The sequence below is a fragment of the Pseudomonas sp. C2B4 genome, assembly GCF_013359695.1.
Lineage (GTDB): Bacteria > Pseudomonadota > Gammaproteobacteria > Pseudomonadales > Pseudomonadaceae > Aquipseudomonas.
In genome coordinates this window covers 69,718-80,896 of record NZ_JABFMU010000023.1, presented here as the reverse complement: position 1 = coordinate 80,896, position 11,179 = coordinate 69,718, and the positions used below count along the sequence as shown (strand labels likewise).

14 protein-coding genes are annotated in these 11,179 nt (G+C 55.2%); 5 read left to right on the top strand and 9 right to left on the bottom strand.

Translation table 11 applies throughout. The features are described from left to right. Positions 1-37 precede the first annotated feature (37 nt). The 7 genes from HNQ83_RS16515 to HNQ83_RS16485 all read right to left on the bottom strand — a co-directional run bounded on the left by HNQ83_RS16515 (position 38) and on the right by HNQ83_RS16485 (position 5,356). Positions 38-499 (bottom strand): hypothetical protein, encoded by a 462-nt coding sequence (locus tag HNQ83_RS16515; RefSeq protein ID WP_256669019.1) that lies wholly within the window; start codon positions 497-499, stop codon positions 38-40. Then, on the bottom strand, positions 496-2,106 hold the full coding sequence (locus HNQ83_RS16510; protein WP_175389900.1) for a hypothetical protein: 1,611 nt from the start codon (positions 2,104-2,106) through the stop codon (positions 496-498). The genes HNQ83_RS16515 and HNQ83_RS16510 overlap by 4 nt, the downstream gene beginning before the upstream one ends. A 10-nt stretch (positions 2,107-2,116) precedes the next feature. Continuing rightward, positions 2,117-3,274, bottom strand: coding sequence for a site-specific integrase (locus tag HNQ83_RS16505; protein WP_175389899.1), 1,158 nt, complete (start codon positions 3,272-3,274; stop codon positions 2,117-2,119). Positions 3,275-3,372: 98 nt separating this feature from the next. After that, positions 3,373-3,519, bottom strand: coding sequence for a hypothetical protein (locus HNQ83_RS16500; RefSeq protein WP_169882209.1), 147 nt, complete (start codon positions 3,517-3,519; stop codon positions 3,373-3,375). Continuing rightward, positions 3,509-3,937 carry a LexA family transcriptional regulator gene (locus HNQ83_RS16495; protein ID WP_169882210.1) on the bottom strand — a complete coding sequence of 143 codons (429 nt, stop codon included), beginning with the start codon at positions 3,935-3,937 and terminating at the stop codon, positions 3,509-3,511. Before HNQ83_RS16495 ends, HNQ83_RS16500 begins: the two co-directional genes overlap by 11 nt. Before the next feature lie 823 nt (positions 3,938-4,760). Beyond that, positions 4,761-5,057: an addiction module antidote protein gene (locus HNQ83_RS16490; RefSeq protein WP_169882211.1), complete on the bottom strand. Its 297-nt coding sequence runs from the start codon at positions 5,055-5,057 to the stop codon at positions 4,761-4,763. Continuing rightward, positions 5,054-5,356, bottom strand: coding sequence for a type II toxin-antitoxin system RelE/ParE family toxin (locus HNQ83_RS16485; RefSeq protein WP_011475355.1), 303 nt, complete (start codon positions 5,354-5,356; stop codon positions 5,054-5,056). The genes HNQ83_RS16490 and HNQ83_RS16485 overlap by 4 nt, the downstream gene beginning before the upstream one ends. Before the next feature lie 209 nt (positions 5,357-5,565). On the opposite strand from HNQ83_RS16485, the gene HNQ83_RS16480 reads away from it, so the two are divergent. From HNQ83_RS16480 to HNQ83_RS16460, 5 genes are all read left to right on the top strand, one after another. Continuing rightward, positions 5,566-5,784, top strand: a complete 219-nt coding sequence (locus HNQ83_RS16480; protein WP_169882212.1) for a hypothetical protein — start codon at positions 5,566-5,568, stop codon at positions 5,782-5,784. A 63-nt stretch (positions 5,785-5,847) separates the two neighbouring features. Continuing rightward, positions 5,848-6,009, top strand: coding sequence for a hypothetical protein (locus tag HNQ83_RS16475; RefSeq protein WP_169882213.1), 162 nt, complete (start codon positions 5,848-5,850; stop codon positions 6,007-6,009). 99 nt (positions 6,010-6,108) lie between these two features. Then, the gene (locus tag HNQ83_RS16470) at positions 6,109-6,297 is read left to right on the top strand and encodes a hypothetical protein (RefSeq protein ID WP_169882214.1); all 189 of its coding nucleotides are present in this window, start codon (positions 6,109-6,111) and stop codon (positions 6,295-6,297) included. Between the two features lie 156 nt (positions 6,298-6,453). Next, a complete protein-coding gene (locus HNQ83_RS16465; protein ID WP_169882215.1) occupies positions 6,454-6,696 on the top strand; it encodes a hypothetical protein in 243 nt (80 codons plus the stop codon). Positions 6,697-6,747: 51 nt separating this feature from the next. After that, positions 6,748-8,424 (top strand): DNA cytosine methyltransferase, encoded by a 1,677-nt coding sequence (locus HNQ83_RS16460; protein WP_175389898.1) that lies wholly within the window; start codon positions 6,748-6,750, stop codon positions 8,422-8,424. 155 nt (positions 8,425-8,579) lie between these two features. Here the strand turns inward: HNQ83_RS16460 and HNQ83_RS16455 are convergent, their stop codons facing one another. Together HNQ83_RS16455 and HNQ83_RS16450 are read right to left on the bottom strand one after the other, a co-directional pair. Then, positions 8,580-9,551 carry an ExeA family protein gene (locus HNQ83_RS16455; protein WP_175389897.1) on the bottom strand — a complete coding sequence of 324 codons (972 nt, stop codon included), beginning with the start codon at positions 9,549-9,551 and terminating at the stop codon, positions 8,580-8,582. Then, entirely contained in the window at positions 9,541-11,178 is a 1,638-nt protein-coding gene (locus HNQ83_RS16450) for an IS481 family transposase (protein ID WP_294281967.1), read from the bottom strand. The genes HNQ83_RS16455 and HNQ83_RS16450 overlap by 11 nt, the downstream gene beginning before the upstream one ends. Position 11,179: the final 1 nt, after the last annotated feature.

Below are 11,179 nucleotides of genomic sequence, written 5' to 3'. Positions count from 1 at the left end.
AGTGGCAGCACCGTACCGGAAAGGTCAGGTGTTGCACTCAGTTTTTGCGGCCGCCATGGATATAATTACTGATATGGATTGGACGGACATCAGAGAATCTCGCGATACCAAGATCTTTAAGCCACCGCAAAAATGGCATAACGCTTGCTACCGCCAAAGTTGTAATACCTCTTGCGATAGGGGGTTTTGAGCGGGGCATCCCCCTTTTAAACCAAGCATAAGTCACGGCTTTGCTATCATCAATGAGCGCTTGAGGAATGCTCGTATCCCAGTTTATGAACTTAAAGTATTCGGCAACATTGGCCTGATCAAAAAATGGTCGAAGATCCCACTGGGAATCCCCGAGCCTGCTAAGAACTAGCGTTTCACCATGCTCGTCAACAATAGCGCTTACGATAATAGCGTCTCGCTCTGCGGGGCTCAGGCCATTGGCTGTTATTGGCTGCGCAATAAGGACATCATACGCCTTCAAAACCGCATTCGAGTTCCTGATATTCAAATCCTGCCATCCATTCTTTTTTTCATGAACTCAATTTTTTTTGCCCAAAACAAATGCGGAGATGCTTCCGCCTTAGTCTTTGCTCGGGCAACCAAAGCCGGATCAAATTTTTGTAGAGTAAATGCATCTATTAACTGTATGTAGTTGAACTGGCGCTTGCGCCATGCCTCCCATTCATCCGTCAGATAGTATTCAACCTCCGCATAGAGGAATTGCTGGTAGCTGAATAGGCGATACAAATCCTCAAGTGTCCCGACGATGGCATAGCTAGGGCACCCAAGGCAGTGGATGAACTCAGAGCAATGATTGACCCCATCCTTAGGCGCCCGATTGCCGTACAGGCTGTCTTGGCAACCTCCAGGAGGAGTAGACGTAACGTGGGTTCCACGTAGCTTGTCAGGAAAGGCTTCACCAACAAAAATAGCTCCCTCAGCCTTAATTTCGTCGTTGATCCTTAAATAGTGGTTATCTGCAACCTGTGGCGTATGCCCCATGACCGATGAAACTTCGAGAATATCCCCACCGCTGAGCTTCCAAAGACGGCTTTCCATTGTCTTTCTCAATCGGCTGAGGGTGACATTCAATCGATTCCCTTGATCATCTTGGAGCGCATGTCGGTCGCAAATACTCCTGGTCGAGGAAAAAACTGCACTTGGAGTTAGAGTTACAATGTCGTCAAAGCGGCCCGGCTGGCCAGAACGGTATAACCATACGCACGAGGAGATATCCTTCGATGCGAGCGGCACAAGCGTTTTACTCATCTCAAGAGCTTTATTCAGGACAGCAACGCCATCTAGCGGTATAGCGCTGTACTCATCCAGCAGATTGGTCTGGCGTATCGTTTTGCTCTGCGCACCTTTGCCCCGTCGCTTTATTGTCGTAATCAAACGCAGACTAGGAAGAAATGGGTGAGGCTGTAAGGCATCCCTTTTCATTTCTAGCAGTGGCGTGGTATTGATACCCGATCTTGCGGCAGTGATTATTAACATCACTGTCATCGCCTCGGCGCCATTACCTAAAAAGGTTCCTTTATGAATCGCGACGAGATCGGTCTTCAATGCACCTAGCAGCCTTTGCATTTCCCCAATGGTTAGGGGATCTGCATCTTTGGTGACTTTAGCATTGTTTGGAAACGGGTTTGGTGGCAGCAGGTCATCAAGATCGCCTTCTACGAAACCGTAATCAGCCATGACAATCACGAGCGACTTGAAGCTAGTGTAGTAATTCTTTGCTGTCGATCCGTTCGGATACTTCAGTTTAAGCCAAGAGACGAAACGCTCCAAATGCCGCTTGGTTAGATTATTAGGTGTAGCAGGAGGTGACTCGACCGCTCTACCGGCCAAGAACGTTAAAAAATACCGCAGCCCATTTGAAGAATAACCTATCAAGGTCGCCACAGAGAAATTTCCTCCGTGAAGCAATACCCTTATTACATGCAAGCTCTGAATTGCCCAGGCATCAAAACCCAAACCCAGGTATTTTTCATGGTCTAGTTTTTTATGGTTTCTAGGGTTTTTCGGAAGATCAATGCAGATATTATTTTCAACAGCCTCGAATCCCTCTGTGACAGACTTCAACGATGCCGTGTAGTTTTTTTGCCTTGCCAATGTAACTACCTCAGATCTGCTTCGTAGATCTAGCCATAAACATCATGTCAATCTCGTCCTCATGCGCAAGGACGGATTGAGCCTCAAGCTGATTGATTAGATGCAGATATATCATTGTTGTTTGGACGTCGGAATGGCCCAATCTGTCTCTTACGTACAGCAACGGCTCCCCTTCAAAGTATTTACTTTTCCGAAGAGCCAGTAGCGTGTAAGTACCATAGGTGTGGCGAAGCATATGTGCACGAACATAGAAGCCGCACTTACGCTCATAAGACTTCATGACATCCACAACAGAATCTTTGGAGTAGTGTCTACCTTCGTTGGTAAGCAAGAGCGCCGTCACAGATCCATCACCTTGCGATTTACGAATCTCACGCTGATGAAGGGAATAAGACCACATGTCCTCCATCAGCGACCAAGGCACATCAATGGTTCTCGGGCGCTCGTACTTGATATGCATGTCAGAAGGATCAAGAGCAATGCTTATCATCTGCCCAAAGCGCAGCCCCTTTTTTAATCTGGGATTGAAAACGTACTTTATTGGGAATGACCTTGCCTCACAGGAGCGAAGCCCAGTACGAACCATGAGATGGAACAGTATTTGGTGACTAGGATCAGTATCCGCTGCAAGGCATACCTTGACCTGATCTTTGGTCAAAAATTTTGTCGGTCGCTTACGGTCACGCACCATCACCGACGCTTTGGTGTTCTCGGCTCCAGGCCTCGCAACGTGCGTAAGGAGTCCCTGGTGAGAAGCCGCTCTCACCCTTTTCTCTCCAAAGGGAAGAATGGTGATAAGGCCGCGCTGTTTGGCCCATCGGTAGAACCTCACGACCAGAGCCAGGCGATTATTCACCGTGCCAGGATCAAGAGATAATTCTCCGCTAGACCAATCCCTGTACCTGGAGAGAACGCTGAGACCGTGGGCCGGGCTTTCCTCGTTCCAGGCCAAGCCATTGGCATCAAGGAAGGCGAAGTAATCGTATAGACGGCGTCCGTAGGCTTCCCACGTCAAATCGCTCAAAGACTCCCCTGACTCAATGAGTGCTTGCCAAAGAAAGGTTTGCGCTGGTTCGACCGGCCATCCCTCAGACCCAATCAGCAACGGAAAGCCTTCGAAGGATCTGCCTGCCAGGGTTAGGTCTTTTGTTGCGAATACAAGCCTCATACCGCTGCCTTAAGCCAGTGCTGATGGATTTCCTCTTGAAGGCTGGAAACGGCTGTTCCAGAGCAGTTCAGAAGGTGGCGCGGACTCTACAGAATTTACTAACGGTTTCCACCCCTCAGATCCGAGTTCGAAAGAACCACCACTGGTTTACCCCTCAGCTCAGGCCGGAAAATGCGCTCGCAGCTGCAGTAAAACTTGTTCGCGTCGACCAGGCCGAACACAGGGCGCCGGGGTTCAAAGTTCATGAGGCGACAGACTCCAAGTCACGACGCCGAACACTTCGACGGTGCTGTATTCGTCGGGAGTAACGGCCTTGTATGTCGGGTTTGCTGATTCGAGTGTCCACCCTGCAGCTGACTTGGCCAGCCGCTTTACCACGGGTTGATTGTCGACGTATGCCATTACGATGTGTCCGGAACACGCCGTCACTGTCCGGTCGATGATCAACCGGGTTCCGGTGAAAATTCCGGCATCCCGCATGCTCTCGCCTTCGACTTTCACGATCCAGATATGTGGTGCGCGAATGTTCAACAGTTCGTCGAGCGAAATGGGCGGTTCGTAATAATCAGCCGCTGGGCTGGGAAATCCACCGGCAGCGGTGCAGGACAACAGTTGAAGCGGGACGCCAGATCCCAAGAGAGGCTGGATTGCTACGACTTTCATAAATCACCGGAATACTGTTTGCATGTACAGTAATCCAGCCTTTACGCGACAGCCAGCGGGAAGTGATGGAAGGAACGACAACCTGCAGGCGTGCCCCCTTCGGGGGGCGGCTCTCGTGAACCAAGCCCTGGCCAAAAGCGCGCCAGGTCTTGGCCCTTCGGGCTTCGATCCTCACGTCTCCGGCCTGCGGCCTGCGCGCTCCGCTTGCCGGTCCTTCCGCATCACCAGGTAGGCTCATCATCATCGGAAGGTAGCGGATCGCCCCAATGGCCTATCCGCCGCCCGGCCTTGCCTGCAAGGGGCTTTCGCGGCATATCCTTGTCGCTTCGCGCCTGCGGTATTCCACGACCCCTTGCACGCGGCCCGGCTCTGGATAGTCCGGGCTTACCGCGACCTTCCGAAGCTGACGAGCAGACCCACCACCGGCAGCGCGCTCCAGTCCCAAGGGTTTTGATGCAGCCTGCGGCTGCTGCTTTGAAAAGCGTTTATTTACCGCGCCCAACACTCGGCCTCTGAGCAGCTCCGGCAGAGCCGCCGAGTCAACATTTGAGTAAAGAAAAACCCGCACATTGGCGGGCTTGTCTGCAAGCATTCTGCCTAGGATTCAATGGGCGAAACGCTTTTGTTCGTAGGCGAAGCCCACACCAGCCCGATCAGCCGGTGGCGGCGTAAATGGTATGTAAACTTCCCCTTGGTCTTGCTTGAGGTACTAGCAATCTCGAAAGAGAAGCTGTCTTGAACCTGTGCAATCCGTTGGCCTTTGCATGGCCCGTCAATGACGGGCAGGCGCGCTGATGTATCACGGCCAGACATGGTGCCTCCTTTATCCGTGGGCAGCTTCACTGTGTTGTTTGGCTGTCATGTCCAAGCCAACCGCCCGCATTACCCCAATCATGGTTTTCAAAGTCGGGTTGCCGTTTTTCAGTTGGTAGAGGTGTGCGCGGGTAACGCCTGCCTCTTTTGCAATTGCGGTCATGCCTTTGGCGCGAGCTACCACGCTCAGCGCTTGCGCGATAAATGAGGCATCCCCCGATTCGAAAGCATCAGCCATAAAGATGGCGATAGATTCCGCGTCTGTGAGTAATTCCGCTGGATCGTATTCGTAAATTGGTTCTTTCATTCGTCTTCACTCCACTGGCTTGCCAGAGTTTTAGCGGTTTCTATATCCCGCGCCTGACTGCTTTTATCCCCACCGCAGAGCAATAGGACCAGCTGATCGCCGCGCTGCTGGAAATACACCCGGTAGCCGGGGCCATGATGAATTCGCAACTCACTGACGCCTTGACCGACTGGCTGCACGTCACCAAGCAACCCGTGGGCTACGCGCAACACCCGCGCCGCGATAATCAGTTTGGCCTTCTTGTCACGCAGTTTGCGTTCCCAAGTCATGTAAGTGGCGGTTTGGATAATCGTTTTTATGGGTATAAGTGTATTATATATATGACACAAGGTCAAGCGGATGGGCGCATTCTCGCATGCGAGAAAGTAAATATATAGTCCTATCAGATGATACTTATAGTTGACTCGTTTTCTATTTTTTGAGATAATTTCTCCGTCGAAGCAATCCCGCTTCGGTAGCTTGGAACCAGCGGCGGCAACCGCCCAAGCGAATTGCGAAGGAGAATGAAATGGCTGTTCATCGTGTTATTTGGGAAATGGACGTTGATGTAACTGGCGGTCCCCTGGCTGCTGCTCAAGCTGTTGCGAAACAGTATTTCGCTAAGCGTGTAGCGAATGGCGAGCCAGGTAGCGCATGCGTGTTCACAGTCATCGATCCGAAAGGGAAACGCGCGTTGGTCGACCTGGCGCCGAGTCGCAGTGACCTCGAAGGCGACGACACCAAGTAATCAACATTCGGCGCGCCTGGTGCAGGTAAGCACCGGGCAACCCCAACAGATGAGGTGATAACGATGACCCTGGACGAAGCTCTCGAAGAAGACAACGTGGTAAGCCGCGACGAAGCAAAAGCCGAGTGCGAGAAACATTCCCTCGCCTTCGCCGATCTTGTAGACGAGCTGGGCGACCACTCGGAATACAAGTCCCGTGACGTAATGCATTGGCTGGGGTACTGATTTGATGGCTACACCAGTTGATGTCGATTCTTGAAATAAACTGCTAAGCCCATCGCCCGCTCCGCCGGGCCACTTCACCAGGTCAAGGAAATCAGATCGATGCAAAACGCTAAATCAAAACGCAGCACTGTGCTGCTGGTACTGGCTCTGTTTGTCGCTGTCGGTGCGGTATCGTACAGCGTTCTTGTGTCGCAACGACAAGCCAGTGAACTAGCTGAATATTGCGCGAAGCCAGTTGTCGAGCCATTCAAAACTAAGCTGGCCTGTATTGCCCGTCAGTTGAAGTGAATTAATAAAAAATTACTAAAGGTAAAATCTAATGATACTTTTAGTTGACTTTTTGGGGCTCCTTTGAAATAATGGATTTGTCGAGGCAATACCGCCTCGGCAGCTTGGGACAAAGCGGCGGCAACCGCTCCAAGCCACTCGAAGGAGATTCAAACAATGGCTACCGAAACCCACCTGCTTTATTTCAGCGACGCGAAGACCCTTCGCGAGTACAGCGGTTTTACCGTTGAACCCTCCCACCAAGCCCGTCCTGGGCAAATCCCTTCCACCGTCACCCTGTACATGGTTGTCGCGCAGCGCTCCGGCATCGGCCAGCGCGAAGTTCTCGCCGAGTTCCCGTTGGAACTGCACGCCGAAATCTTCCGCGACATGGCCGAAGCGACAGCCTCAGCCATTTGACCTCAGCACGCCCGGACCTCTCGGTCCGGGCATCAGTGACGGAATACGATCATGCCTATCAGGTACGTGCTCAAGCACTTTCATTTCTGCTGCGGTCTTGGCGGCGGCGCAAAGGGTTTCAACCAGAACAAAGAGATAGTCGGCAAGCTGCAGGCCGAATGGCGTTGCGTCGGTGGTGTCGACGTGGACGCCGGAGCGCTCAAGGATTTTGAGCGCTTGGCCGGTGTACCAGGTACTCAGATGGATCTGTTCACCCGCGAGCAGTACATCGCGTTTCACGGCAAGCAACCGCCTGCGGATTGGCGGGAGGCTACGCCGGATGACATTCGCCGCGCCGCTGGCTACCAAGATCCTGACGTTGTGTTCATCAGCAGCCCATGCAAAGGCGCGTCGGGCTTGTTGTCCGAAGCATTGAGCCTCACCCCCAAATATCAGGCGCTCAACGAGCTGACGCTACGTTGCGTGTGGCTCATGTGCGAAGCATGGCAACACAACCCAGTCAGCTTGATCGTGTTCGAGAACGTACCGCGTCTGGCCAGCCGTGGCCGACACTTGCTTGATCAGATCGGGCAGATCCTTGAGTTCTTCGGCTACGCCGTCTCGGAGACGACCCACGACTGCGGCGAACTGGGGGGACTGGCCCAATCCCGGAAACGGTTCTTGCTGGTCGCCCGCCACGTCGAGAAGGTTCCTCCGTTCCTGTACGAGCCGGAAAAGAAGTCGTTGCAATCCGTCGGTGCCGTCCTCGGCCGCATGCCGATGCCAGGTGACATCGAGCGCGCAGGCCCAATGCACCGCGTGCCGTCACTGCAATGGAAAACATGGGTGCGGCTCGCGCTTGTCGAAGCGGGCAAGGATTGGCGCAGCCTCGATCAACTGGCGATCCATGACGGCTATCTGCGGGACTTTGTGATCGTGCCAGAGGCGTTCTCAGGCTATTTGGGTGTAAATGCCTGGAATAAAGCCGTAGGGACCGTGGCGGGCCAATCAGGCCCTACCAACGGGGCATTCTCTGTCGCAGATCCGCGCAGCCCCATAGACGCCCCGCAATATCATCAATACGGCGTGCGCAAGTGGGAGGACACCAGCGGCGCAATTATTGGGGTCAAGTCACCAGGTCAGGGCACGTTCAGCGTTGCGGATCCGCGTGGCGCAGCTGGTGGACACGGCAAGTACAACGTAACCCGTTGGAATGGCTGCGCTCGAACTGTGATCGCGGGCAGTACAACAGGGCAGGGGGCCTTCGCTGTGCAGGATCCTCGCTCCGGCCTGCGCCGCGTGAAAGGGGATGCCTATCTCACTGGCGGGCATTACGGCGTGGTCCCTTGGGACAGCACTGCCGGTGCTGTGTCCGCCAGTGCGCGCTTGGACAATGGCCGTTGGAGTGTCGCCGATCCAAGAATGCCGGCAGCCAATGATCGACTGACATGCGTGATCAGAAGCCTCGACGGCACCTGGCACCGCCCATTCACCACACTTGAAATGGCTGCATTGCAAAGCCTTGTCGACCCCGAGGAAATGCTCGAACTGGATGGCTTGAGCGATCAAGCATGGCGGGAACGGATCGGGAACGCGGTTCCACCAAAGGCTGCTGAAGCCATTGCCGGTGTAATGGCTCAAACCATCCTGCTCGCCAAGCAAGGGGAAACCTTCTTGCTCAGCCATATGCCTGTATGGGTTCGCCCAGTGGCCGTTGGCCTTTCGTTAGTTGTAGCGACCTGCATTTGAAAACGTCCCGACCTGCAATCATCGCGGTTTTCGACCAGAATTAACTGCGAATGACCGACCCGGCCAACCAGCATTGATTGCGAATGAACCAGCATTGATCCGTGCCGACCTGCATTCCATCATCGCCAGCCAGGATTAGCTGCAAATAATGGGGCTCAAATCGGCAAGCCCGCTGCCAGCATCTTGTCGCGCAGCTCGACGGCCCGCGCCGGGTCGAGCGTATTGCTGAACAACGCCTTGATCTCGGTGGGCTTGGCGTCGAACTGCTCCACCAGTTCCTTAAGGCGGTAGCCGTGGCGCGTGAGAGTCGGCTCCAGGTCATCCAGTTGGCGGGACAAAACTGAATGCACGAGTTCTGCCGACACGGGCTTCTCACCGGTCAGGTAGCCGGCCTCCAGGGCCAAGCTAAGATGCAGTTGGATTTGCAGGGGTGTGCGCAGCTTGGTGGCGAGCAAATCAATGGCATCTTCAGTCAAGATCGACTCGGATTCGACCTTTCCCGCCGTACAGGTATCCAGCAACCAATGAATATATTCCCGCTGGCTACCAGTGATGCCGTCGAGCGAGAAAATGTCAGTGCGGTAGCCGATTTCCTCCATCGTCGGTCGGCGCAGGTCGTTACGCAGCTTGGGGTGCCCGGCCAATACAATGGACAGCCGACCGTCGCCGTCCTCGACCAGCTCCATCAAGCGCTTCAGGCCGGTCAGGGTGTGGCCGTTGAGGTCATGCGCCTCATCGACGAACAGGGCGACCGGGCGCTTGTTCTTCCTCACCAACTCGCGCAGGTCACGCTCTCGTTTTTCGCCCTGGGTCGGGATGCGTACCTGTTTCTCGGTGGAAAGGTCGTAGAAGAGCGCGGCGATGAAGGTGGCCAACTTGATGCTGTGCTTCTCGATGGCCAGTGATTTCGAAACCGTGATCTTCTTTTCCTCCTCCATCGCTTGTTGCAGCCGGCGCAGCATCACGGTCTTACCGCTGCCGATGACACCGCACAGGGCAATCAGCCGTCCTTCGAAGATTGCCCCCTTGATGTCCTTGATCAACTGTTGATGGTGGGCGGTTTCAAAGTACCCGGCCTGGTTCAGTGGCAACGTCAGTCCGTAGTGCTGCATCACTTCAGCCCGCATGTTCTTCTCCTATTTTCTTGTGGCGGAAGTAGCCCCGCACGCGCTCCAGTACGATGCACTGTATGAGGGTTTCGCTCAGCACCTGATGGATGTAGGCTTGATCGTCGGCTGAGAGCTTAGCCAACGGCTGCGCCAGATCATCGGCGATGGCCAGTTTGGCGGCGATGACGCTGGGAAACCGGTATTCATGTGCCTCGGCATCGAAGGGTTGGCGGGGCAGTGACACGGGAACGGCCGGCGGCATCAGCCGCACATCGTCCCCGGCCAAGGCGGCGATGGGCAGGCCAAGCTGGTCAGCCAGCGAGCGAATGCGATCCGATCGCTCATCCGCCTTGCCACGCTTGAAGGCGCGGTAACGGTGCAGCGGAATGGGGCCGGAAACCGGGTAATAAGGTCCGAAGCGCTCACCCTCGAACTCGGCATAGAGTTCGTCATCGAACAAGCCCCAGAGCAACATCACGGTTTCGCCGGCCATGTCGGGCTCCACCTCGTAGGCCGTACCGTCGATGCTGACCCGCGCATCGACGCCGACCTTGCGCCGCTCCGGCTCGCGGGCGAAGCGGCAGAACTGCTCCCAGGTGCACATCTCGCGCAGGCCCTCGACAGGCAAGTTGGCGAGCCAGTCATCGATCCGTGAATGCGGTTCGGCGCGATGATCCTGGGTGTTGTAGGTGCGCACCAGGTAACGCAGCAACCATTCGTTGGCCTGCGCTTCAGTTTCCGGCTTGTGGAAGTGATACAGCGTCTCGTGGGCTTCCTTCACGGTGCGAAAAGGTCGCTCCACCTTGCCTTTCGAGCGGGCCGTGGTGCGGGTGCCATCCTTTCCGGCGGGTATGTGCGTCTGCCAGTCAATGCCCAGCGCCTGCATGACGTTCTGGAAGACGCGGCGCTTGGCCACCGGGCCGTTGTCCAAGTAGATCAGCTTGGGACGGCCCTGGAAGGGAAAGGTAGGGTCCGCTTTCGGCGCCATGGCGTTGAACAGGAAGCGCAACGCCGACTCCGCATCCTCGCCATACACACAGTGGTATTCCTGATAGGCCACGCCACTGCGGTCGTCAACCACGCTGAACAGCATCAGCGTCGGCTCGCCCCTGGCCGGGTCGATCCAGTCCGGTTTGTCGATGTGTTTGAGGTCGGAGGGCGAGAGGTCGAACTGCCAACAGTCGTTGCTGTGCGTCGCCTGAAAACGCGTGGCTGGAGGCTGCCGCAACAACCGTGACTGATCCAGATGCCAGCGGTTGAGGTATTCGTTCACCGTGCTGCGGGTCAGCACCCCTTTGGGCGCCTTGACCAAGCCTTGCTCGCTCTCCACCCCGTAGTCTTCCAGCAGCTCAATGGCGCGGCGGGTGGACAGGTGCCTTCCTTGCTTATTGGTGGTTCGCAGTTTCAGCGCGGCGATCAGCTCGCAGTAGCACTCCAGCTCGGCTTGCTGCAACACACGCGGCTTGCCGTAATCGGCCCGATGAGCCGCATGGGGTTTATGGATGAGATTCAGCGCCCGGTATACGGTGCTTGGCGACACGCCGTACAACTCGGCTATCGCGGCCACCTGAGCAGTCCTTTCGGGGCTTTTTTTCGGCAAGCGGTCGAGCCGCTGCCGCAATTGAATCAGCGAATCGGTCGGAATG

What these genes read in the sequence shown, in the direction of transcription:
- HNQ83_RS16505 (WP_175389899.1), bottom strand. Translation starts at nt 3,274, where the DNA reads ATGAGGCTTGTATTCGCAACAAAAGACCTAACCCTGGCAGGCAGATCC.
- HNQ83_RS16500 (WP_169882209.1), bottom strand. Translation starts at nt 3,519, where the DNA reads ATGAACTTTGAACCCCGGCGCCCTGTGTTCGGCCTGGTCGACGCGAAC.
- HNQ83_RS16495 (WP_169882210.1), bottom strand. Translation starts at nt 3,937, where the DNA reads ATGAAAGTCGTAGCAATCCAGCCTCTCTTGGGATCTGGCGTCCCGCTT.
- HNQ83_RS16490 (WP_169882211.1), bottom strand. Translation starts at nt 5,057, where the DNA reads ATGAAAGAACCAATTTACGAATACGATCCAGCGGAATTACTCACAGAC.
- HNQ83_RS16480 (WP_169882212.1), top strand. Translation starts at nt 5,566, where the DNA reads ATGGCTGTTCATCGTGTTATTTGGGAAATGGACGTTGATGTAACTGGC.
- HNQ83_RS16475 (WP_169882213.1), top strand. Translation starts at nt 5,848, where the DNA reads ATGACCCTGGACGAAGCTCTCGAAGAAGACAACGTGGTAAGCCGCGAC.
- HNQ83_RS16470 (WP_169882214.1), top strand. Translation starts at nt 6,109, where the DNA reads ATGCAAAACGCTAAATCAAAACGCAGCACTGTGCTGCTGGTACTGGCT.
- HNQ83_RS16465 (WP_169882215.1), top strand. Translation starts at nt 6,454, where the DNA reads ATGGCTACCGAAACCCACCTGCTTTATTTCAGCGACGCGAAGACCCTT.
- HNQ83_RS16460 (WP_175389898.1), top strand. Translation starts at nt 6,748, where the DNA reads ATGCCTATCAGGTACGTGCTCAAGCACTTTCATTTCTGCTGCGGTCTT.
- HNQ83_RS16455 (WP_175389897.1), bottom strand. Translation starts at nt 9,551, where the DNA reads ATGCGGGCTGAAGTGATGCAGCACTACGGACTGACGTTGCCACTGAAC.